This is a genomic window from Streptomyces sp. NPDC097129 (assembly GCF_055668065.1).
Genome location: NZ_JBVOQE010000001.1, coordinates 1,151,940 through 1,173,669 on the forward strand (window position 1 = coordinate 1,151,940; position 21,730 = coordinate 1,173,669).

24 protein-coding genes, 1 tRNA gene and 1 riboswitch are annotated in these 21,730 nt (G+C 71.7%); of the genes, 9 read left to right on the forward strand and 16 right to left on the reverse strand.

Annotated elements, in window-relative coordinates; translation table 11 throughout:
- Positions 1-151 precede the first annotated feature (151 nt).
- Entirely contained in the window at positions 152-1,000 is an 849-nt protein-coding gene (locus AC0B9F_RS05170) for a helix-turn-helix domain-containing protein (protein ID WP_471998842.1), read from the forward strand.
- Complete coding sequence (locus AC0B9F_RS05175; RefSeq protein WP_471998843.1) at positions 997-1,194, forward strand: DUF397 domain-containing protein; 198 nt, start codon at positions 997-999, stop codon at positions 1,192-1,194. The genes AC0B9F_RS05170 and AC0B9F_RS05175 overlap by 4 nt, the downstream gene beginning before the upstream one ends.
- Here the strand turns inward: AC0B9F_RS05175 and AC0B9F_RS05180 are convergent.
- The 3 genes from AC0B9F_RS05180 to AC0B9F_RS05190 form a co-directional block, all read right to left on the reverse strand.
- Complete coding sequence (locus AC0B9F_RS05180; RefSeq protein WP_471998844.1) at positions 1,171-1,983, reverse strand: alpha/beta fold hydrolase; 813 nt, start codon at positions 1,981-1,983, stop codon at positions 1,171-1,173. The two genes, AC0B9F_RS05175 and AC0B9F_RS05180, sit on opposite strands and share 24 nt — an antisense overlap.
- Positions 1,984-2,058: 75 nt before the next feature.
- Positions 2,059-2,562: a DUF2267 domain-containing protein gene (locus AC0B9F_RS05185; protein WP_471998845.1), complete on the reverse strand. Its 504-nt coding sequence runs from the start codon at positions 2,560-2,562 to the stop codon at positions 2,059-2,061.
- Between the two features lie 221 nt (positions 2,563-2,783).
- Positions 2,784-3,209 (reverse strand): Hsp20/alpha crystallin family protein, encoded by a 426-nt coding sequence (locus tag AC0B9F_RS05190; protein ID WP_471998846.1) that lies wholly within the window; start codon positions 3,207-3,209, stop codon positions 2,784-2,786.
- Positions 3,210-3,373: 164 nt separating this feature from the next.
- Between AC0B9F_RS05190 and AC0B9F_RS05195 the strand changes: the two genes are divergently transcribed.
- Entirely contained in the window at positions 3,374-3,688 is a 315-nt protein-coding gene (locus AC0B9F_RS05195) for a hypothetical protein (RefSeq protein WP_471998847.1), read from the forward strand.
- Positions 3,689-3,775: 87 nt separating this feature from the next.
- On the opposite strand, the gene AC0B9F_RS05200 is transcribed toward AC0B9F_RS05195, so the two are convergent.
- Entirely contained in the window at positions 3,776-5,305 is a 1,530-nt protein-coding gene (locus AC0B9F_RS05200; RefSeq protein WP_471998848.1) for an MFS transporter, read from the reverse strand.
- A 54-nt stretch (positions 5,306-5,359) separates the two neighbouring features.
- Positions 5,360-6,664: a DUF445 domain-containing protein gene (locus AC0B9F_RS05205; protein ID WP_471998849.1), complete on the reverse strand. Its 1,305-nt coding sequence runs from the start codon at positions 6,662-6,664 to the stop codon at positions 5,360-5,362.
- Positions 6,665-6,911: 247 nt separating this feature from the next.
- On the opposite strand from AC0B9F_RS05205, the gene AC0B9F_RS05210 reads away from it, so the two are divergent.
- Entirely contained in the window at positions 6,912-8,246 is a 1,335-nt protein-coding gene (locus tag AC0B9F_RS05210) for an SGNH/GDSL hydrolase family protein (RefSeq protein WP_471998850.1), read from the forward strand.
- A 186-nt stretch (positions 8,247-8,432) separates the two neighbouring features.
- Here the strand turns inward: AC0B9F_RS05210 and AC0B9F_RS05215 are convergent, their stop codons facing one another.
- The 4 genes from AC0B9F_RS05215 to AC0B9F_RS05230 are packed head-to-tail and all read right to left on the reverse strand — an operon-like array spanning position 8,433 to position 11,954.
- The gene (locus AC0B9F_RS05215) at positions 8,433-9,269 is read right to left on the reverse strand and encodes a DUF1707 SHOCT-like domain-containing protein (protein WP_471998851.1); all 837 of its coding nucleotides are present in this window, start codon (positions 9,267-9,269) and stop codon (positions 8,433-8,435) included.
- Positions 9,270-9,301: 32 nt separating this feature from the next.
- A complete protein-coding gene (locus AC0B9F_RS05220; protein WP_471998852.1) occupies positions 9,302-10,333 on the reverse strand; it encodes an ABC transporter ATP-binding protein in 1,032 nt (343 codons plus the stop codon).
- A 6-nt stretch (positions 10,334-10,339) separates the two neighbouring features.
- Positions 10,340-11,104 (reverse strand): ABC transporter permease, encoded by a 765-nt coding sequence (locus AC0B9F_RS05225; protein WP_471999009.1) that lies wholly within the window; start codon positions 11,102-11,104, stop codon positions 10,340-10,342.
- 49 nt (positions 11,105-11,153) lie between these two features.
- Positions 11,154-11,954 carry an ABC transporter permease gene (locus tag AC0B9F_RS05230; protein ID WP_471998853.1) on the reverse strand — a complete coding sequence of 267 codons (801 nt, stop codon included), beginning with the start codon at positions 11,952-11,954 and terminating at the stop codon, positions 11,154-11,156.
- A 1,708-nt stretch (positions 11,955-13,662) separates the two neighbouring features.
- On the opposite strand from AC0B9F_RS05230, the gene AC0B9F_RS05235 reads away from it, so the two are divergent.
- The gene (locus tag AC0B9F_RS05235) at positions 13,663-16,167 is read left to right on the forward strand and encodes a transglycosylase domain-containing protein (RefSeq protein WP_471999010.1); all 2,505 of its coding nucleotides are present in this window, start codon (positions 13,663-13,665) and stop codon (positions 16,165-16,167) included.
- A 19-nt stretch (positions 16,168-16,186) separates the two neighbouring features.
- On the opposite strand, the gene AC0B9F_RS05240 is transcribed toward AC0B9F_RS05235, so the two are convergent.
- The 3 genes from AC0B9F_RS05240 to AC0B9F_RS05250 all read right to left on the reverse strand — a co-directional run bounded on the left by AC0B9F_RS05240 (position 16,187) and on the right by AC0B9F_RS05250 (position 17,397).
- The gene (locus AC0B9F_RS05240) at positions 16,187-16,507 is read right to left on the reverse strand and encodes a DMT family transporter (protein WP_471998854.1); all 321 of its coding nucleotides are present in this window, start codon (positions 16,505-16,507) and stop codon (positions 16,187-16,189) included.
- Positions 16,508-16,540: 33 nt separating this feature from the next.
- Positions 16,541-16,610, reverse strand: a riboswitch (guanidine-III (ykkC-III) riboswitch).
- Positions 16,611-16,663: 53 nt separating this feature from the next.
- Positions 16,664-16,966, reverse strand: a complete 303-nt coding sequence (locus tag AC0B9F_RS05245; RefSeq protein WP_202425017.1) for a GroES family chaperonin — start codon at positions 16,964-16,966, stop codon at positions 16,664-16,666.
- A gap of 101 nt (positions 16,967-17,067) precedes the next feature.
- Positions 17,068-17,397, reverse strand: coding sequence for a DUF3618 domain-containing protein (locus AC0B9F_RS05250; protein ID WP_471998855.1), 330 nt, complete (start codon positions 17,395-17,397; stop codon positions 17,068-17,070).
- 93 nt (positions 17,398-17,490) lie between these two features.
- Between AC0B9F_RS05250 and bcp the strand changes: the two genes are divergently transcribed.
- The 4 genes from bcp to AC0B9F_RS05270 all read left to right on the forward strand — a co-directional run bounded on the left by bcp (position 17,491) and on the right by AC0B9F_RS05270 (position 19,325).
- Positions 17,491-17,958: a thioredoxin-dependent thiol peroxidase gene (gene bcp / locus AC0B9F_RS05255; RefSeq protein WP_471998856.1), complete on the forward strand. Its 468-nt coding sequence runs from the start codon at positions 17,491-17,493 to the stop codon at positions 17,956-17,958.
- A gap of 138 nt (positions 17,959-18,096) precedes the next feature.
- Positions 18,097-18,735: an HNH endonuclease gene (locus AC0B9F_RS05260; protein WP_471998857.1), complete on the forward strand. Its 639-nt coding sequence runs from the start codon at positions 18,097-18,099 to the stop codon at positions 18,733-18,735.
- Positions 18,732-19,223 carry an HNH endonuclease signature motif containing protein gene (locus AC0B9F_RS05265; RefSeq protein ID WP_471998858.1) on the forward strand — a complete coding sequence of 164 codons (492 nt, stop codon included), beginning with the start codon at positions 18,732-18,734 and terminating at the stop codon, positions 19,221-19,223. Before AC0B9F_RS05260 ends, AC0B9F_RS05265 begins: the two co-directional genes overlap by 4 nt.
- Before the next feature lie 19 nt (positions 19,224-19,242).
- A tRNA-Leu gene (locus AC0B9F_RS05270) sits at positions 19,243-19,325 on the forward strand.
- A gap of 58 nt (positions 19,326-19,383) precedes the next feature.
- On the opposite strand, the gene rdgB is transcribed toward AC0B9F_RS05270, so the two are convergent.
- The 4 genes from rdgB to AC0B9F_RS05290 form a co-directional block, all read right to left on the reverse strand.
- Positions 19,384-19,986 (reverse strand): RdgB/HAM1 family non-canonical purine NTP pyrophosphatase, encoded by a 603-nt coding sequence (rdgB, locus tag AC0B9F_RS05275; protein ID WP_471998859.1) that lies wholly within the window; start codon positions 19,984-19,986, stop codon positions 19,384-19,386.
- Positions 19,987-20,020: 34 nt separating this feature from the next.
- Positions 20,021-20,422, reverse strand: coding sequence for a hypothetical protein (locus AC0B9F_RS05280; RefSeq protein ID WP_471998860.1), 402 nt, complete (start codon positions 20,420-20,422; stop codon positions 20,021-20,023).
- A 122-nt stretch (positions 20,423-20,544) separates the two neighbouring features.
- On the reverse strand, positions 20,545-21,282 hold the full coding sequence (gene rph / locus AC0B9F_RS05285) for a ribonuclease PH (RefSeq protein ID WP_471998861.1): 738 nt from the start codon (positions 21,280-21,282) through the stop codon (positions 20,545-20,547).
- Positions 21,283-21,361: 79 nt separating this feature from the next.
- Positions 21,362-21,595, reverse strand: a complete 234-nt coding sequence (locus tag AC0B9F_RS05290) for a PTS sugar transporter subunit IIB (protein ID WP_071383815.1) — start codon at positions 21,593-21,595, stop codon at positions 21,362-21,364.
- Positions 21,596-21,730 lie beyond the last annotated feature (135 nt).

Below are 21,730 nucleotides of genomic sequence, written 5' to 3' on the forward strand. Positions count from 1 at the left end.
CACTGAGACTCTCAAAATGAAACTCTCACCAGGAATCTGAGGGCAGCAACGGGAGCGCGCCAACTCGTGAGCGCCCCCGGCGCACACCGTCTTGCCGCCCCACCCGGGCAACGGCGACGATCTGTTGGAGCGACACGGAGGGCCTTTACGCATGGCAGTTGGACCCACGACTCGCAGGCGCCAGCTGGGCGCGGACTTGCGGCGTCTTCGAGAGGCCAAGGGCCTGACCCTGGAGGAGGCCGGCGCCCGCGTCGGCATCTCCAAGGCCACGCTGAGCCGCTATGAGACCAAGGAGGGAACGGTTAAGTGGCCTGCCGTGGATGCTTTGTGCCGCGAGTACGGCGCATCAGACGCGGAACGGCTCGCCCTGGTTGAGCTCGCAAAGGGCGCCAAGATTCAGGGGTGGTGGCGATCTCTGGCCGACCCCATCCCCGACTCCATGAACCTCATGCTCACACTCGAGGACGAGGTGGTCCGAGAGGACCACTACGCCTGCATGTACATCCCTGGACTGCTCCAGACCCGGGCTTACGCGGAGGCGGTTCACCGCGCCTCGGACGTTCAATGCCCGGAACGGGAAGTGCAGCACATGGTCGACATCCGTATGAAGCGGCAAGAGCTGCTGGAGCGGGAGGAGCCTCCGCACATCTGGTGTGTCATCGATGAGGCGGCTCTTCGTCGCCAGGTGGGCGGCCCTGACGTCATGCGGGAGCAACTACGTCACCTGCTGGTCAGCTTGGAGCGGCCACGGGTGACCGTCCAGGTCTTGCCCTTCTCAAAGGGCGCCCACGCAGCCGCCGTCGGTAGCTTCGCCGTTCTCCGTGGTCCCTCTCCTGAACTGGACGTTGTGTACGTCGACTTGCTCAGCGGCGGGCTCTTTATGGAGAAGCCCAAGGAACTGGAGCGCTATAGGTTGGCGTTCGAGTACCTCAGCGCACAGGCACTCGACCTCGAGTCCTCGGCGGACATCATCGATCACATAAGCAGGGAGCTCTCATGACGGCGCAGTCCACGCCTCAGTGGTTCACATCCTCCTACAGCGGCGGCAGCGGGACCGAGTGCGTGGAGTGCGCCCATGTGGAGAGCGGCACGCTGGTGCGGGACTCCAAGATGGGTGACGGTGACGTCCTAGCTGTTCCTGCTGAGGCGTGGCGCGCTTTCATACAGTGGTCAACCGCTGTCGGAAGTGCCTGAGGTCTGCGCCTCCCATAGGAACCCCTTGACCGCCGCGTACACATCCCCCGGCGCATCCAGATGCACGTCATGCCCCGCCCCCGCGAGCACCTCCACCCGTGTCTCCGGGCGGCGGGACTGCATCTCGTCCGCCTCCTGCGGGCGCATCGTGCCCTTTTCGCCGCGCAGGAGCAGGGTTGGGCAGGTGATGCGGGACCAGTCCGACCAGTAGTTCTCCGTGGCCAGTTCGGTCACCGCCGCGATCATCGTGGCGCGGTCGACGCGGGCGTAGAGGCCGTCCTCGCGTGGTTCCAGGCCGCGTGCCCACGCCTCGTGGCCGAAGAAGGACGTCGCCGCGGAGAAGGTGGGGAACGGGACCGGCCAGCTGTCCAGCCATCGCGCGATGTCCCCCGGTAGTGACGGGTTGGCGCACGCCGGGCCGGCTTCGATCAGGGTCAAGTGGGCGACGAGGGTGGGGTGGCGGGCGGCCAGGAGCAGGGCTGTCAGGCCGCCCAGGGACTGGCCGATCAGCGAGACCGGGGGCAAGGACAGGTGGTCGATCAGGGTCGCCGCGTCCGAGACCGCCGCCGCGCGGGTCATGTCCGCCGGGGTGCGGGTGCTCGCGCCGTGGCCCCGGGCGTCGTAGCGGATCACCCGGTGGCCGCCGGACAGGAGGCGGGCGGTCAGGTCGTCCCATTCGCCCAGGTGGCCTGCCAGGCCGTGGAGGAGGAGGACCGGCGGGCCGGACCCGCCGGGGTTCTGGTCGTCGTAGGCCAGGCGCGTGCCGTCCGCCGTCGTCAAGGAGCGCACAGGGCAGTGTCCTTCGGGTGGCCCGGCCGACGCCAGTCCCTGTGTGGGGTCGGCGCTCGGCGCGGGCCCCCGTGGCTAGTGGTGCGGCGCCAGGTCCGCTCGGCCGAACAGCAGGGCGTAGCCCGGCGGGAGTTCGGCGAGGATACGGGTCGTCAGGTCTTGCCCTATCAGGGGCGGCAGGACGCTCAGGACCGAGCTGACGTCCCAGCGGGCGGTCGCCGGGGTCGCGCCCTCGATGCGGGCCGCCACCGAGTCCACGAACTCCGCCGCCGTCAGACGGCGGGTGGCCGGGATCTGGGAGGCGACCACGCAGGCCGCCTCGGCGGGGAGGGTCTGGGCGAGGGCCACGCGTTCCTCACCGATCACATGGCCGCCGAGTGCCGACAGGACGACCCGGGTGACCGTCTCCGCCTCCCCTCTCGTCGGATACTGGCCCATCTCCTTCACCGCATCGACCAGCGCCCGCCAGCCGTCGTCCCCTTGCACGGCCGCGCGGGGCAGCGGCGATGCGGGCGTCGGTACCCTCAACGGCGTCGTCTTCGGCTGCAGTGTCGTCGTATTCGGCACCGTCGTCGTCATGTGCGGCGTCCTCCTCCGGATCCCGATGTTCGCGGGCGCTGGTGTGCGTCGAGCCGTAGCGCCCGTAACCGAATCCCCTGCGCAGCGGTTCGTACACGTCTCACATCTCAGATATGGCGTAAAACCCTCGGGTCAGGGTGAGCGAGGGTGGTGGTGCGGGTCGGGGCCGTTTCCCGGGCCCCGACCCGCTGAGTTCCGCGGTCGGCCGTTCAGTTCCGCGGTCAGCCGTTCAGTTGCTTGCGCTGTTCGCCGCCTCCGCTGACCCGGATGCGGCGCGGCTTCGCCTGTTCCGCCACCGGGATGCGCAGGGTCAGCACGCCGGCCTCGTACGACGCGTCGATGCGTTCCGTGTCGAGCGTCTCGCCGAGGAACAGCTGGCGGGTGAAGGTGCCGGTGGGCCGTTCGGCGACGAGCATCTCGGCGTCCTGGGGCGCGGGCGACCTGCGTTCGGCGCGGACGTTGAGGACGTTGCGCTCGACGTCGAGTTCGATCGACTCGGGGTCGATGCCGGGGAGGTCGAAGTGGACCAGGAAGTCGTCCCCGGACCGGTAGGCGTCCATCGCCATCGCCGTGGGGCGGGCCATGGTGCCGAAGACCTGCTGCGTGACCCTGTCGAGCTCACGGAACGGGTCGGTACGCATGAGCATCACTGGTCACTCCCTTCCGTGCCTGCGTGTGTACGTGGTGCCTCATGCGGGGCTTCTCTTTTTATATAACTCCGGGGAGGAAAGTTGACAAGGGGGGACTCAGGAACGGGCGTCGGGGAGGCCGGGGTTAGCCTGCGAGGGCAGACCGGACACAGGAGGCAGGCATGGCGAAGGTTCCCAGCTCGGTGGTCGCGGCGAGCGGACTCGTCGGCGGGTACGGCGTGGCCCGCTGGACCAGGAAGCGGCAGCTCGGGGGTGCCGTGCTGGCCGTCGCCGGGGCGGCCGCCGCCCAGCAGTGGCGCGCCCGGGCCGGTGGCAGGGCCGCGGGGGCGCTGACCGCCGCGTATCTCGCCGCCTTCGCCGGGTCGCACCCGCTGGCCAAGAAGGTGGGCGTTTGGCCGGCGGTCTTCGGTGTCGCGGGCGCGGTCGCCCTCGCCTCCTGGGCCGTCGCCGACCGCGACGCCAACCGCCAGTCGTAGGCGACGGTGAGCAACGACCGACGCCCGCGGTGACCCACGTGATCCACGTGGCCCACGGCGGGCGTCGGCGTCACCGCCCCGTCAGCGCTATGCCGTAGCCGGCTTGGAGCCCGGGGACCCCGTGCGCCCCGACGCCGTACCGGAAGTGCCCGTCGCCTTCTTCGCCACCGCCGTCAGCGGCTGCGCGATGTCCTCCAGCGAGCGGCGTTCCGCGTTCACCGCGAGGAACGCCGCCACCAGTCCGGCCGCGCACATCAGCGCCGCGCCGATGGAGAACGCCAGCACCGTGTCGCCGACCTTGCCCGTGCCCGTGAGGTCGGCGAACAGCATGGGTCCGCTGATACCGCCGGCGGCCGTGCCGAGGGCGTAGAAGAAGGCGATGGACATCGCCCGGGTCTCCATCGGGAAGATCTCGGACACCGTCAGGTACGCGCTGCTCGCGCCCGCCGACGCGAAGAACAGCACCGCGCACCAGCAGGCGGTCAGCGTCGTCGCGTTCAGATGGCCCTGGTCGAACAGCCACGCCGTGCCGAACAGCAGCAGACCGGACAGCAGGTAGGTCGAGGAGATCATCACCCGGCGGCCGACCGTGTCGAAGAGCTTGCCGAGCAGCAGCGGGCCGCAGAAGTTGCCGACCGCGATGACGGCGAAGTAGTAGCCGGTGTGGTCGGCCGGCACGTCGAAGAACGTCGTCAGGATCGCGCCGAAGCCGAAGGTGATCGCGTTGTACAGGAAGGCCTGGCCGATGAAGAGCGAGAAGCCGAGGATCGAGCGGCGGCGGTAGCGGGCGAAGACCGTGCGGGCGATCTCCACGAACGACACGCCGCGACGCTGGTGGATGGTGATCTCACCCTCGGGCTCGGGCAGCCGCGCGCCGCCCGCTTCCGACTCCACCCGCTGTTCGATGGAGGTGACGATCTCCTCCGCCTCCCGGTCGCGGCCGTGGATCAGCAGCCAGCGCGGGCTCTCCGGGACGTGACGGCGTACGAGGAGGATGACCAGGGCGAGGACGGCGCCGAGCGCGAACGTCAGCCGCCAGCCGACGTCCTTGGGCAGGATCGCGGTGTTCAGCGCGAGGATCGACAGCAGGGAGCCGCCGACCGCGCCGAGCCAGAAGCTGCCGTTGATCATCAGGTCGACGCGGCCGCGGTAGTTCGCCGGGATCAGCTCGTCGATCGCGGAGTTGATGGCCGCGTACTCGCCGCCGATGCCGAAGCCGGTGAGGAAGCGGAAGAGGAAGAACCACCAGGCGTCGAAGGAGATCGCGGTCAGCGCGGTCGCCGCCAGATACACCGCCAGGGTGATCATGAAGAGTTTTTTACGGCCCCAGCGGTCGGTCAGCCGGCCCCAGAACAGGGCGCCTACGCAGGCACCGGCCACATACAGGGCCGCGGCGGTGCCGGTGATCTGGCCGGAGCTGATGTCCAGGCCGCTGCCGGACTCCGACAGCCGGCTGGCGATGTTCCCGACGACGGTGACCTCAAGGCCGTCCAGGATCCATACGGTGCCGAGGCCGATGACGATCGTCCAGTGCCAGCGGGACCACGGCAGGCGGTCGAGACGGGCGGGGATGTTCGTGGTGACAGTACGGCCGGTCTCGGCCTCCGCGCTGGTCATGGGCACCCTCCTCCTTGAGCGAACCGCTCGATCGGGTGCCCGCCCCGCGTCTGTTTACGCTCCCAGCGCCTGCGTCACGATGTAGATCAGCAGGCCGGCCAGGGAGCCCACGACGGTGCCGTTGATCCGGATGAACTGCAGGTCGCGGCCGATGTGCGCCTCGATCTTGCGGGTGGTGTGCTCGGCGTCCCAGCCGGCGACGGTGTCCGTGATGAGGGAGGTGATCTCCTTGCGGTAGGTGGTGACGACGTGCACGGCGGCGCCCTCCAGCCAGCGGTCGACCTTGCCCTGCGTGGCCGGGTCGGACGCCATCCGGGCGCCGAGGGCCAGCAGGGAGGAGCGCACCCGCAGCCGCAGCTCGCTGCGTTCGTCCTCCGCCGCGGAGACGATCATGGAGCGGACGGCGGTCCACGCGGAAGCGATCAGGTCCTGGACCTCGCCGCGGCCCAGCACCTCCCCCTTGAGCCGCTCCACCCGGGAGCGGGTGTCGGTGTCGGACTGCAGATCGCCCGCGAAGTCGGTGAGGAAGCGGTCCAGGGCGCCGCGCGCGGGGTGCGAGGGCATGTCGCGCATCTCGGCGCAGAAACGCAGCAGTTCCTTGTAGACGCGCTCGCCGACCTTGCGGTCCACGAACCGCGGGGTCCAGCCGGGCGCACCGCCCTGGACGGCGTCCATCACGGAGTCGCCGTGCAGCACCAGCCAGTCGTGGGCGCGGGTGACGATCAGGTCGACGACGCGTTTGTGGCCGCCGTCGGCGACGACCTTCTCCAGCATCTTGCCGAGGCCGGGAGCGATCTCCCGGGCGCCCGCGCGCCGGGTGATGGCCTCGCCGACCACCGCCTGCACGTCGGAGTCGCGCAGCACGGTCAGCGCGCCGCGCAGGGCCGTGGACAGCTCGGCGGTCACCCGGTCCGCGTTCGCGGGTTCGGCGAGCCAGGCGCCGAGGCGGCTGCCGATGCCGACGGCGCGCAGCCGCTGCCGTACGACGTCCTCGGAGAGGAAGTTCTCGCCGACGAACTCGCCCAGGGAGACGCCCAGCTGGTCCTTCTTGTTCGGGATGATCGCGGTGTGCGGGATGGGCAGGCCCAGGGGGTGGCGGAAGAGGGCGGTGACGGCGAACCAGTCGGCGAGCGCGCCGACCATGCCGGCCTCGGCGGCCGCGGCGACGTAGGCCGCCCAGGCGCCCGCGCCGGAGTCGTCGGCCCACCGGGCGAGGACGTAGACGACGGCGACGAGGAGGAGCAGACCGGTCGCGGTGAGTTTCATACGGCGCACGCCGCGGCGGCGTTCCTCGTCGGCGGGGCCGAAGGCGGTCATCGCGCGCGTGGGCGTCTCGCTGGCCTTTATCTCCGGTTCCATCCGCTCCGTCCGCTCCGTCCGATCATGGTTTCTTCGTCCATTGTCTCTTTCCGGATCCGTCCCGTGTCTCTTTCCGGATCCGTCCCGCCCGCAGGAGCGACTCCGGGCGCCGGTGAAAGGTTCCCGGCCGGCCGCACCCGGCCCCGGCCGTCCCCGCCTTCTCCCCCGTGCCGCATCATGAGGTGATCCTTTCGGAGTACCGGGCACCCGCCCCGGGCTCCCGTGGTCCGAGGAGACACATACCCCCATGACCAGGCGTCACGGTTATGCCCTGCTCTGCGCGATCGCCGGCCTCGTCACGGTCGTGGCCGCCGGCATCTACGCCGCCGTGGACAACGGCTTCCCCGGCCGGGCCGGGACGGCCTCCACTCCGCACGACTCCGCCCACCCGGCCTCCACCGGGCTGTGGGTCGGCGCCTGGTCCGCCTCGCCGTCCGGCCATGAGCCCGGCACCGACGCCAGGGGCGTGGCCGGACGGTCGGTGCGCAACGTGGTGCACACGGGCGCCGGCGGTACGAGTGCCCGGATCACGCTGTCCAACCTCTACGGCAGGACACCGCTGACCCTCACCGACGTCTCCCTCGCCGTCGCCGCCGGAAACGGCACGGCCGCGGCGCGGCCCGGCAGCATGCGGCGGCTGACGTTCGGCGGGGCCCCACGGGTCGTCGTCCCGGCCGGCGGCCAGGTCGTCAGCGACCCCGCGCGGATGGAGATCCCGCCGGACAGCGACGTACTGGTCAGCACCTACTCCCCCACCCCGTCCGGGCCCGTCACCATCCACCGGGTGGCACGGCAGATCTCCTACGCCGCCGACGGCGACCACGCGCGCAGCGAGAGCGCCGGCCCGTACCGCACACGCGTCACGTACTGGCGTTACCTGACCGCGCTGGACGTGCTGAGCGGCGACTCCGACGGCACCGTCGTCCTGTTCGGCGACTCCATCACCGACGGGACGGGGTCGACGCAGGGCGCCGACCGCCGCTGGCCGGACGCGCTGGCGGACCGGCTGCGGACCGCGCTGCGCGAGGGCGAGGACGTGCCGCGCTACGCCGTGGTCAACGCCGGCATCAGCGGCAACCGCGTGCTGGTCGACGGGGACGGCGTGTCCACGGACAACCCCAGCGCCCTGCACCGTTTCGGGCGGGACGTACTCGGCCGCCCCCACGTGAAGGCCGTCGTCATCGACGTCGGCGTCAACGACATCCTGCGCCCGCGCCGGCCCGCCGACGCCGCGCACATCGTCGACGGGCTGCGCGCCCTGGTGCGCCAGGCCCACGCGCACGGGCTGAAGGTGATCGGGGCGACGCTGACGCCGTTCGCCGGGCACGCCTGGGACACGCCCGAGCGGGAGAGCGTACGCCGGCAGGTCAACGCGGAGATCCGCGCGGGCCGGGTGTACGACACGGTCGTCGACTTCGACAAGGCGCTGCGCGATCCGTACGACCCGCGGCGGCTGCGCGCGGAGTACGACTGCGGGGACCATCTGCACCCCAGCGACCGGGGCTACCGGCACATGGCGGACGTCCTCGACCTGCGCCGGCTGACGGAGCGCCCCGCGGCGACGGACCGGGCGGCGGCGTAGGGCACCGCCGCGAGGCCGGGACGGTGCAGGCGACGCGGGCCGCGGCCCTCGTCGCGGGCGGCGCGGGCGGGGGCCCTCGTCGCGTGCGGCGCCGGCGGGGGCCCTCGTCGCGTGCGGCGCCGGCGGGGGCCCTCGTCGCGGGCGGCGCCGGCGGGGGCCCTCGTCGCGGGCGGCGCCGGCGGGGGCCTAGTGCTCCCAGCGCCGCCTGCGGTCCCGGCCCTCGCGGCGGGCCTCCCGGCGTTCCCGGTGCAGTGCGCGGCGGTCGTTCAGCAGGTCGCGGTGGTCCTCGCGCATGCGGCGGTGCGCCTCGCGCACGTCCTCGTGAAAGCCGGACTGGATCTCGCGGAGCGACTGCCCGCGGTCGAGCCTGTCGCGGCGGCGCTCCTCCTTCAGCCGCTGCCGCTCCGCGCGGGGCAGCTTGCGCTCGACACCGACGCCGCCCCAGAAGGCGAAGCCGGTGACGATCACGCGGGGGCCGCCCGGGTCGCCCACGACATCGGCCTCCGTCTGGTCGAAGCCGCCCATGACGCCGATGCCGCGGACGACGACCTCGACGCCGGGCGGCACGACGATGTTCACCCCGCCCATGATCGCGACGCAGTTGATCACGACCTCGCGGTCCGCGAACAGCGCGTCGCGCAGGTCCAGTTCACCGCCGCCCCAGAAGGCCACGCAGTCCATGCGGCGCGGCACCGTCCAGCGGCCCTTGCGCTGGAAGCCGGACATGACGGCCACGGCCCACTGCGAGGAGCCGCCGCCACCGACGATCCGATCCCGCCAAGTCCCGCTGCTCTCGGGCTCCTTGATCAGGGAGACGGCCGGGGAGGCCGCGCCCCCGGCCGGCAGGTCACGGGTGATCGGGGCCAGCTGGCCGTAGGTGCGCGCCTTGTACGTGGCGTCCAGCCGTTCCTCGAACTCGGCCATGTCCAGGCGTCCCTCGGCGAGGGCGTCCCGCAGGATCTCGGCGACCCGCTCGCGATCGGCGTCGGAGGCGCGAAGGTCCGGGACAGCGTCGTCGGTCATGCCGGAAGCCTACGAGACGCACCGGTCGGCGGCTACGACACCGACTCCTCGGCCGGACGCGGCGGCTCCTGGGCCGGACGCGGCGGCTGCCCGGCAGGACGGGACGGCTGCTCCGCGTACATCCGTGCGATCACGGCCTCGATGTCCGGTTCGCGCACCGACAGATCCACCAGCGGATACCGCGTCGCGAGCCGGGCCACCAGCGGCGCCGCCGACTCCGACGCCGGGAAGGCCAGCCACTGGCGCGGGCCCTCCACCCGGACCACCCGCGCGGGAGCGGGCGCGTCGATCGGCGGGAGTTCGCGCTCCAGGTCGATCACGAGGGTGCGCTCGCTCTCGCCCGCCTCGTGCAGACCGGCGAGCGGGCCGTCGTACATCAGACGGCCGTGGTCGATGACCATCACGCGCGAGCACAACTGCTCGATGTCCTGAAGATCGTGCGTCGTCAGCAGGACCGTCGTGCCGCGCTCGGCGTTCAGATCCCGCAGGAAGGCGCGGACCTTCGCCTTCGACACCACGTCCAGGCCGATCGTCGGCTCGTCCAGGTACAGCACCTCCGGATCGTGCAGCAGCGCCGCCGCGATGTCGCCGCGCATCCGCTGGCCCAGCGACAGCTGACGCACCGGCACGTCCAGCAGCTCGCCCAGTTCGAGCAGTTCGACACAGCGCTCGAGGTTCTCCCGGTAACGGGCGTCCGGCACCCGGTACATGCGGTGCACCAGCCGGTAGGAGTCGATCAGCGGCAGGTCCCACCACAGGGTCGTGCGCTGCCCGAAGACCACGCCGATACGGTGCGCGAGCCGGGTGCGCTCGCGGGAGGGGTCGATGCCGGCGACGCGCAGCCGGCCGCCGCTCGGCGTGAGGATGCCGGTCAGCATCTTGATCGTGGTCGACTTACCGGCGCCGTTCGGGCCGATGTAGCCGACCATCTCACCGCGCGCGACCGTGAAGGACAGCGCGTCGACGGCCCGCACCTGCCGCCGCTCCCGCCGCAGGAACCCGCTCCTGCGGCGCACGTCGAAGACCTTCTCCACCCGGTCGACCTCGATGAACGCTTCGCTCACGGCCCCTCAGCTCCCTGTACTCCGGTACGCCCGCAGCCCCGCACGCCAGGCGACCCCGGCCAGGGCACAGCACGCCACCGCCACCAGCGGCGGCGCGAACGCCACCCAGCGGGGCAGGTCCAGCGGCATCGGCAGCCCGAGGACGTAGGCCGCCGGCAGCCAGTTCACGAACGCCAGCGGCAGCACGAACACCACCCCGCGCACCAGCTCCGCGGCGAACACCGTCGGGGGGTACTGCAACAGCGTCGTCCCGCCGTAGGTGAAGGCGTTCTGCACCTCCGAGGCGTCCTGCGCGACGAACTGGAAGGCCGCGCCCGCCACGAACACCGCGCAGAAGATCAGCGAGCCGCTGACCAGCATCACCGGCATCAGCAGCAGCCGCGACGGCGTCCAGTCGATGTCCAGCCGCAGCAGCGCCCAGCCCAGCACCAGCGCGCCCTGGGTGACCCGGCCCAGCCGGCGCAGGCCGAACCGGTCGGCGGCGACCTGCGCCAGCACCGGCGCGGGACGCACCAGCAGCACGTCCAGGGTGCCGTCGCGCACGCGCCGGCCGAGCCGGTCCATCGAGCCGATGGCGAGGTCCGCCCCGCCGAAGGCCACGGAGGAGGCACCGTAGAGGAAGGCGACCTGCGTGAGCGAGTAGCCGCCGAGGGCGTCGACGCGGGAGAACATCAGCAGGATCGTGACGAAGTCCAGGCCGGTCAGCGCGAAGTTGCCGAGCGTGGTCAGCACGAACGAGGTGCGGTAGGCGAGGGTGGAGCGGATCCACATCCCGGCGACCAGCCGGTACGTCCGCGCCGCGTCCCGCACCCGGGCCGGCTCAGCCACCCTGGACCACCACCCTGCGCGTCGCCGCCGTATGCACGGCCCGTCCGGCCGCCAGCAGCGCCACGGCCCAGCCGGCCTGGAAGGCGTACGTCCGCCACGGGCCGGCGTGTCCCAGCAGCACGTCGGCCGGCGCCTGCAGCAGCGACGACCAGGGCAGGGCGCGCACCACGTCGCCGAACGCGCCCGGGAACAGGTTCAGCGGCAGCAGCATCCCGGAGAAGAAGGTCCCGGTGATCATCATCATCTGGGTCACTCCACTGCCGTCCAGCAGCCAGAACGCGGTCAGCGCCACCAGGTAGCGGATGCCGAAGCCGACCACCATCGCCAGCGCCACGGCGAGCAGGAAGGCGGCCCAGGTCGCGACGTCCGTGGGCAGCGCCACCGGGAAGAACAGCGCGCCGAAGGTGAAAGGGATCACGCCGCGCCCGAGCAACTGGAAGCAGGCCCGGCCCACGTCGGCGGCCAGCCACCACAGTTGCAGGTCGGCCGGGCGGTAGAGGTCGATCGCGATGTCGCCGGTGCGGATGCGCTCCATCAGCTCGTCCTCGACACCCCCGCCGCCGATCGCGAGGGTCGACAACAGCGCCTGCCCGAGCCATACGTACGTCGTCGCCTGGGCCTGGTCGTAGCCGCCGAGGTGGGGTTTCTCGCCCCACAGGGCCAAGTAGGTGTATACCAAGATCAACCCGAAGACGGTGTTCGTGAACACCCCGGCGACCGTGGCCGCCCGATACGTCGCGTACCGTCTGAAACCGCCCGCCGCGACGGCCGCGTACAACCGCCCCGCTCCCACGCCGACGACCTCCTGGCTCGTCCCGGCACCGAAGCGCAGGAGCCTAGTGCGTGTCCGCCGCGGTCCGCCACGCGTTTTCCGGCCGGAGGCGCAGCGGTGCGGGACCCCGGGAACGAAACGCCCGCTGCGAGAGTCTTCAATGGGGGCGCCGGCGGCGTAAGTGGGCGCAGACGGCGCATGTGGGCGCCGGTAGGCGTAGTAGGCCGTACGGGAACGTACGACGCGAAAACAGGAGTCCGTGCACGAGATGAGCGACGAGCCGCAGCAGCCGAACCCGGGCTCGGCGAAGCAGGAGCCCGGGCCGGGCGCCGACCCCAAGGCCGCCCGAGCCGCCAGGGCCGCGCGGCGCGCAGCGGCAGCCGCGCGGCCGACGGGGGGCGCGGGGGCAGGAGCCGACGCGCGGCCGACGGGGGGCGCGGGGGCAGGAGCCGACGCGCGGCCGACGGGGGGCGCGGGGGCAGGAGCCGACGCGCGGGCAGAGCGGGCCACGCCGTCGTCGGGAGACACGCCGTCAGGGAGTGGCGAGTCGCCTGCGCGGGACGCGCGGTCGGCGGGCGACGCGCGGGCAGCGCGGGACGCGCGGGCAGCAGGCGATGCGCGGGCGGCGGGCGACGCGCGGGCGCCGCGGGAAACCTGGTCGCAGGGCGACGCGCGGACCGCGCGGGACGCCCGGTCGGCGGGCGACGCGCGGGCAGCACAGGCAGCAGGCGACGCGCGGGCACCGCGGGACACGCGGTCGCAGGGCGACGCGCGGGCGCGGGACGCGCAGGCAGCAGGCGATGCGCGGGCAGCGCGGCCGGCGGGCGACACGCGGGGCGCGCAGGCAGCGGGGGCCGAGGTGCCGGCGCGAGGTTCCGGGAAGACGCGGGCTGCGGCAGCCGGGCGCGCCGCCGTGGGCGCCGGGGCGGGACAGGCCAGCGGTACGCAGGCCGCCGGTACGCAGGCCGCCGAGACCGGTGACGCCGGGCATGCGGCCGAGGCCGCGCGCACCCGGGACACGCGGCAGGGCGCCAAGGGCACCGCCGCCGGGCGGGGCCCGAAGGGCACGGCGCGGGGCATCGCCGCCGGGGACTCCGCGGACGGCGCGCGGTCCGCCGGGGCCGACTCAACGGACCGGGACTCCGACTCCACCCAGGTCCTCCGGGCCGTCGGCGCGAAGCGGACCCCGAAGGGCACGGCTCGGAGCATCGCCGTCGCGAACTGCGCGGACGGCGCGGACGGCGCGGACGGCGCGCGGTCCGCCGGGACCGACTCGACGGACCGGAACTCCGACTCCACCCAGGTCCTCCGGGCCGTCGGCGCGAAGCAGACCCCCAAGGGCACGCGAGCCCCGGGCGAGACGCAGGCCCCCAACGGCACGCGGACCCCGGGCGGGGCACAGACCCCCAACGGCACGCGGACCCCGGACGGGACGCAGGCCCACACCGGCACGCGCGCCCCGGGCGGGGCGCAGGGCGGCAAGGCCGAGGCGACCGGACACGTCGTCCCCGGCGACGCGCAGACCGGCAGGGGCGACCGCGCCGCGCAGGCCTCCGCGCGGGGCGCTGCCGCCGTGCCGGCCGCGAACGCCGTGCGGGCCGCGGCCTCCCCCGGTGCCGCAGGCGCGGCGGCGGCCGCCGGTACCGCCGGCGCGTGGGGCACCACCAGCGCCCGCAGCGGCGCGGCCGCGGGCGCGCAGGGTGACGGCCCCGCCAGGCACACCGCGGCCATGCAGGCCGCCGGAGCCGACGGAACCTCGCAGACCACGGCCATGCAGGCCACCGGCGCCGGTGGAGCAGACGGAACCGGCGGAGCCTACGGCGGCGGTGGCGGAGCGGGCGGCGACGGCGGCGGCGACGGCGGCGGCAAGAAACGCAGGCGTCCCCGCCGTACCGGATGGCGGCGGCTGCTGCCCACCTGGCGGATGGTGCTCGGCACCTTCGTCATCGGCGTGCTGCTGGTCGTCGGGCTGTTCTTCGTCGGCTACTCCATGGTGAAGATCCCCTCGGCGAACGCCGTGGCCACCAAGCAGGCCAACGTGTACCTGTACGCCGACGGCACCGAGATCGCCCGCGACGGCGACATCAACCGCGAGAACGTCTCCCTCGCCCAGGTCTCCAAGGCCGCCCAGCACTCCGTGCTCGCCGCCGAGGACCGCGACTTCTACACCGAGTCGGCCGTCGACCCCAAGGCCATGGTCCGCGCCGCCTGGAACACCGCCACCGGCAAGGGCAAGCAGTCCGGTTCCACCATCACCCAGCAGTACGTGAAGAACTACTACCTGGGCCAGGAACAGACCGTCACCCGCAAGGTGAAGGAGTTCTTCATCTCGATCAAGCTCGACCGCGAGAAGAGCAAGGACGACATCCTCGAGGGCTATCTCAACACCAGCTTCTTCGGCCGCAACGCCTACGGCATCCAGGCCGCCGCCCGCGCCTACTACGGCATCGACGCCATCGACCTGAACGCCGCCCAGGGCGCCTACCTCGCCTCCCTGCTCAACGCGCCCAGCGAGTACGACGTCACCGCCCACCCGGAGAACCGCGGCGCCGCCGAGGCCCGCTGGAACTACGTCCTGGACGGCATGGTCAAGAAGGGCTGGCTGCCCCAGGCCGAGCGGACCGGCATGAAGTTCCCGGCGCCGAAGCAGGCCACCGCCTCCACCAGCATGTCCGGCCAGCGCGGCTACATCGTCGACGCCATCAAGGACTACCTGCGCACCAACAAGATCGTCGACCCCGACGACCTCGAACGCGGCGGCTACCGCATCACCACCACCCTGCAGAAGGACAAGCAGGACGCCTTCGTCGCCGCCGTCAACGACAAGCTGATCAGCAAGCTCGACAAGGAGAACAACAAGGCCGACCGGTACGTCCGGGCCGGCGGCGCCTCCGTCGACCCCAAGACCGGCAAGGTCGTCGCCATGTACGGCGGCATCGACTACGTCAAGCAGTACACCAACGGCGCCACCCGCGGGGACTTCCAGGTCGGCTCCACCTTCAAGCCGTTCGTCTTCACCTCCGCCGTAGAGAACGGCGCCACCACCCAGGACGGCCGCCCCATCACCCCGAACACCATCTACGACGGCACCAACAAGCGGCCCGTCCAGGGCTGGGACGGCGACAGCTACGCCCCCGAGAACGAGGACCAGCGCTCCTACGGCCCCATCACCGTGCGCGAGGCAACCGACAAGTCCGTCAACGCCGTGTACGCGCAGATGGCCGTCGACGCAGGCCCCGCCAAGGTCAAGCAGACCGCGATCGACCTGGGCCTGCCCGCCGCCACCAAGGAGCTGTACGCCTCGCCGTCGATCGCGCTCGGCGTGGCCAACGCCAGCGTGCTGGACATGGCCGAGGCCTACGCCACGCTCGCCAACCACGGCGAGCACGGCACGTACACCCTGATCGACAAGATCACCAAGGACGGCGACAGCATCCCGCTGCCCGCGAACAAGACCCGCCAGGCCGTCAGCCGCGAGGCCGCCGACACCACCACGTCGATGCTGCAGAGCGTCGTCGACAACGGCACCGCGACCGCCGCGCAGGCCGCCGACCGGCCCGCCGCGGGCAAGACCGGCACCGCCGAGCAGGACACCGCCGCCTGGTTCGCCGGGTACACCCCCGACCTCGCCACCGTCGTGTCGGTGATGGGCCAGGACCCGGACACCGCCGCGCACAAGCCGCTGTACGGCGCGCTCGGGCTCGACCGCATCAACGGCGGCGGCGCGCCCACCGAGATCTGGGCGCAGTACACCAGGGAAGCGCTGAAGGACACGCCCGTCAGCGACTTCGACCTGCAGCTGGAGGACGGCGCGGACACCCCGCAGGCCCCGCCCAGCGACCCCGGCCAGGACCCCACCGGCACGGTGGGCGGCACCGACGGCGGCACGACCGGCGGCACCAGCACGACCGGCGGCCAGGGCGGCGCGCAGGGCCAGCTCCAGGGACAGACCCAGGGCCAGACCGGCGGCACCCCCACCACCGGCGGCACCACCACCGGCGCCACGACCGGCGGCACCCCGACGACCGGGGGCGGCACCACCGGAAGCACCACCGGCGGCACCCCGACGACCGGCGGGGGCGGCACGAACGGCGGCGGGACCGGCACCGGCGGCGGAGGCACCACGGGCGACACCACCACCGGCGGAGGGCCCACCACCGGCGGCGGGGGCACCGACGGCGGTGGCGGCACGGACGCCGGCACCGGAACGACCGACGGCGGCGCGGTCCCGTAGCCGCCACCGGGCCGGCCCGTCAGTGGCCGGAGGTCGCCTTCAGCCCCACGACGGCCACCAGCAGCAGACAGATGAAGAAGATCCGGGCGGCGGTGGCCGGCTCACCGAGCACCACCATGCCGAGCACCGCCGCACCGGCCGCGCCGATGCCCACCCACACGCCGTACGCGGTGCCGATGGGCAGGGAACGGGCGGCGTACGAGAGCAGCACCATGCTGGCGACGATGCCGGCGCCGGTGAACACACTGGGCCACAGCCGGGTGAAGCCCTCGCTGAACTTCATCCCGATCGACCAGCCCACCTCGAGCAGACCGGCGACGACAAGCAGAACCCAGGCCATGACGGCACCTCCGGAAGGTCACTTCTGAACGGGGGTGCGTCGTCTTTGCGTCAGCCCGGTACGGCGCGTCTCGTCGGGCGGTCTCCTTCGAAGGTAGCAAAGCACGGCAGAAAGGGGCTGGTGACCATGGTCACCAGCCCCTTCAGGACCGTTCGGTCACAGATACAGACCCGTGGAGTCCTCCGAGCCCTCGAACCGGTCGGCGGCCACGGCGTGCAGATCACGCTCGCGCATCAGCACGTACGCGATGCCGCGCACCTCGACCTCCGCCCGGTCCTCGGGGTCGTACAGGACCCGGTCGCCCGGCTCCACGGTCCGCACGTTCTGCCCCACGGCCACGACCTCCGCCCAGGCCAGCCGGCGGCCGACCGCCGCCGTGGCCGGAATCAGGATGCCGCCGCCGGAACGCCGCTCGCCCTCGCTGGTGTCCTGCCGCACGAGGACGCGGTCGTGCAGCATGCGGATGGGCAGCTTGTCGTCGTGGGTGCTGTCGTTTCTGTTGGCGCTCACGCCACTGAACCTACCTGCCTGAACCGGATGCCCGCGCGGGTGGGTGGGGGTCAGTCCCGGCGGCGCCGGGTGCCCAACGCGAGCAGACCGACGACGCCGACCACGACCACGGCCACCGGCACGACCCGCTCCAGGCGGGGCGCTCCCTCCTCGTCCGTGAACTGCGCCTTCACCTCACTGACCACCCGGTTGACCTGGACGTATGCCCGGCCCACCGTGTGGTCGAGGTTGGCGACGACCTTGGCCTTCGCGTCTCCGACGATCGTCTTCGGGTGCACCCGCACGCCGATCTCGTCCAGCGTCGCAGCCAGCACCTGACGACGGTGCCTGATGTCCGCCTCGATCTGCGCCGGGGTTCTCGTGTCCGACGTGTCCGCCACCGTACGGCCTCCGAAGTAAGAGGATGCTGTTCTGGACAGTCTGTCAGTTCCCGCTGCCGCCGCACTGTCAGGACCCCCGGTTACGCTGGTCCGATGAGCGAGCGACTCCAGCCGGGGGACGTGGCCCCCGCCTTCACCCTGCCCGACGCCGACGGCAACGAGGTGTCTCTGGCGGACCGCAAGGGCCGCAAGACCATTGTCTACTTCTACCCCGCCGCGCTGACGCCAGGCTGCACCAAGCAGGCGTGCGACTTCACGGACAATCTCTCGCTGCTGGCCGGCGCGGGCTACGACGTGATCGGCATCTCCCCCGACAAGCCGGAAAAACTGGCGAAGTTCCGCGAGAAGGAGTCCCTGAAGATCACCCTCCTCGCCGACCCGGACAAGCAGGTCCTTCAGGCCTACGGCGCGTTCGGCGAGAAGAAGCTCTACGGCAAGACGGTCGTCGGCGTCATCCGCTCGACGGTCGTCGTCGACGAGGACGGCAAGGTCGAACGCGCCCTGTACAACGTCAAGGCGACGGGCCACGTAGCCAAGATCATCAAGGACCTCGGCATCTGAGGAACGTTTCCGCAGGCCAGCGGCCCGCACCAGGGAAACCTGGCGCGGGCCGCTTGCCGTTCCCGGCGTGACTGTCGGACTAACGCCTCGTTACTCCGTGTGAGTCACGAACACGTGACCGGAAACGGAGGGGACGTGATGGGGACCAGTGCGTACACCAGGGAGCGGCTGGAGGAGGCGGCTCGGGGGGCGCGGACGTTGTCGGAGGCGTGCGTGAGCTTGGGGGTGGATCCGCAGAGCCCGACGCGGCGGTACGTCCGGGAGCGGATGAGGCGGCTTGGGGTGGACACCTCCCACTTCGAGCGCGAAGTGAAGTGGACGAGGGAGGTGCTCGAGCGGGCGGTGGCGGCCTCCACGAACATGTGCGAGGTGCTACGGCACCTGGGGCTGGAGGTGGTGGGCGGCCACCACACGCACATCAGCCGACGGGTGAAGGCGTACGGGATCGACACGTCGCACTTCCAGATCCCGACGCAGCGGGGGAAACCGTGGCGCCCGAGGACGCCGGAGGCCTTCCTCGTCGAGCAGGCGGACGGCCAGGCTCGCCGCATTCCGAGTGACCGTCTCAAGTGGGCGATGCAGGTCCAGGGCGTAGAGGAACGATGCGCCGGCTGCGGCATGGAGGCGGTATGGCAAGGACATCCGCTGCCGTTGGAGGTCGACCACATCAACGGTAACTGGCGGGACAACCGGATCGAGAACCTCCGTCTGCTCTGCCCCAACTGCCACTCGACGACGGACAATTATCGGGGCCGAGGCAAGAGCAGTATCTCGTGAACAGGTGGCCACGCCCCACACTCGATGAGCTGCGCGCAGCGGTCGCGGAGTCGATCTCGATCGCCGAGACGCTTCGTCGGCTCGCCCGTCCGGACAGCGGCACCCAGCGTGCTCTGCTGCGTCAATGGATCGACGAGGCGGACCTGTCGACCGCACACTTCCTGGGCCAGGCTCACCAGAAAGGCAAGGAACGGCCCACCTTCACCAAGCGGCCCGAGGACATCCTCGTCAAGCATGACGGTGCGCGCCGGACGAGAACGCATCTGCTCCGCCGCGCACTCCACGAGGTGGGCGTACCTGAGCGGTGTGCCAGGTGTGCAGTGGGCACCGAATGGCTCGGCAAGCCGATGACCCTGGAGGTCGACCACATCAACGGGGACTGGCGCGACGACCGGCGGGAGAACCTGCGGCTGCTCTGTCCCAACTGCCATGCCGTCACCAGCACCTGGTGCAGAGGAGGTCAGCGACGCCGCAGTACAGCCCAGTAGAGTAGGCACCGCACTGCGCGCGGCCGTGGCGGAACGGCAGACGCGAGGGCCTTAGGAGCCCTTGGGTGAAAGCCCGTGTGGGTTCGAATCCCACCGGCCGCACCGCCCCGCACCTTCGAATCAAAGGTGCGGGGCGTTTCACTTCAGCTCTCGCTTCAGCTCACCCAAGCAGCTCCCGCACCACCGGCACCAGTGCCCGGAACGCCTTGCCCCGGTGGCTGATCGCGTTCTTTTCTTCGGCCGTCAGTTCCGCGCAGGTGCGCTTCTCGCCGTCCGGCTGGAGGATCGGGTCGTAGCCGAAGCCGCCGGAGCCGGCGGGATCACGGCGCAGGACGCCCCGCAGTTGGCCCTCGACGACCCGTTCCGTGCCGTCGGGCAGCGCCAGCGCCGCCGCGCAGGCGAAGTGGGCGCCGCGGTGTTCGTCGGCGATGTCGGAGAGCTGGGCGAGGAGGAGGGCGAGGTTGGCCTGGTCGTCGCCGTGGCGGCCGGCCCAGCGGGCGGAGAAGATGCCGGGGGCGCCGTTCATGACGTCCACGCAGAGGCCGGAGTCGTCGGCGACCGCCGGGAGGCCGGTGGCCTGGGCGAGGGCGTGGGCCTTGAGCAGGGCGTTCTCGGCGAAGGTGACGCCGGTTTCCTTGACGTCGGGGATGTCGGGGTAGGCGTCGGCGCCGACGAGTTCGTGGGGCAGTCCGGCTTCGGCGAGGATGGCCTTGAGCTCGGTGATCTTTCCGGCGTTGCGGGTGGCGAGGATCAGGCGGGTCATGCCGTTCAGTATCGCGGCACTGTCCGGCCCGGTCTCACGGTGTGCACACCTTGGTCAGTTCGCCGGCCGCGTCGGTGACGGGGGTGAGGTCGGGGGTGTCGTCGCCGTTCTTCACTGCCGTGCGGACGTTGCCGACGGCTGTGCGGAGGTCGTCGACGGCCTTGTCGACGTCGGTGTCGCCGGTGCGGTCGCCGATCCGGTCGAGGTTGCTGTCGATGGCGGCGAGGGCCTGGTCGGTCCGGGTGGGGTCGTTCGCGGCGTTCTCGACGGCCTGCTGGAGGTCGGTGACGCTGTCGGCGATGGAGTCGGCGGTCTGTACGCAGTCGAGGGCTTTGCCGAGGGCGTCGCACCCGGTGGTGAGACCGATGGTGAGGGCGACGGCGGCCACGGCTCCGGCGATGGTCGTGGTGGTGCGGCGGCCTGGTCTCGCGGCCATGTTCGGTGTCCCTCCCCTGGCGGCCTCCCCGGCCCCCGTACGTGCTTGTCTGTCGGTATCCGTTCTGACGCGACGACGGGCGGCCCGGTTGCCCGGGCCGCCCGTCTTTGTTGGCGCGTCTTTTACTTTTCGCCGGTGTCGGCGAGTGCCGCCCGCTGGAGTGCGGTGAGTTCGGCGCAGCCGGCGATGGCGAGGTCGAGGAGGGCGTTGAGTTCGTCGCGGGCGAAGGGTTCGGCTTCGGCGGTGCCCTGGACTTCGACGAAGCGGCCGTCGCCGGTGCAGACGACGTTCATGTCGGTGTCGGCGCGTACGTCTTCCTCGTAGGCGAGGTCGAGCATGGGGACGCCGCCGATGATGCCGACGGAGACGGCGCTGACGGTGCCGGTGAGGGGCTGGCGGCTGGGCTTGACGATCTTCTTGCCCTGGGCCCAGGTGATGGCGTCGGCGAGGGCGACGAAGGCGCCGGTGATGGCGGCGGTGCGGGTGCCGCCGTCGGCCTGGAGGACGTCGCAGTCGAGGACGATGGTGTTCTCGCCGAGGGCCTTGTAGTCGATGACGGAGCGCAGGGAGCGGCCGATGAGGCGGCTGATCTCGTGGGTGCGGCCGCCGATGCGGCCCTTGACGGACTCGCGGTCGCCGCGGGTGTTGGTGGCGCGGGGGAGCATGGCGTATTCGGCGGTGACCCAGCCTTCGCCGCTGCCTTTGCGCCAGCGGGGGACGCCTTCGGTGACGGAGGCGGTGCACAGGACCTTGGTGTCGCCGAAGGAGACGAGGACGGAGCCTTCTGCGTGCTTGCTCCAGGCGCGTTCGATGGTGACGGGGCGGAGCTGTTCGGGGGTGCGGCCGTCGATGCGAGACATGGCGCTGAGCCTATCGGGAGCGGCGTGAGGGGCTCCCCCCCGTGTGCGGAGGAGCCCCTCGACGGGTGACCGGTGGGGGTCACATCATGTCTTCGATCTCCGCGGCGATCGGGTCGGCGTCGGTGCCGATGACGACCTGGATGGCGGTGCCCATCTTGACGACGCCGTGGGCGCCGGCGGCCTTCAGGGCGGCTTCGTCCACCTTCGAGGCGTCGTGCACTTCGGTGCGCAGGCGGGTGATGCAGCCCTCGATCTCGTCGATGTTGTCGATGCCGCCGAGCCCGGCGACGATCTTCTCTGCCTTGCTGGCCATGTTCCGTCTCCCTGAACTACCTGATCCGAACCGCTATGTCGCAGTAACCCACAGTTGGCCCAGCTTCGCGAGCGGTCATGTCGTCCGTACCGAATGATGGCGATCACGACAGCGGAACCGAACCGTACGCGACTG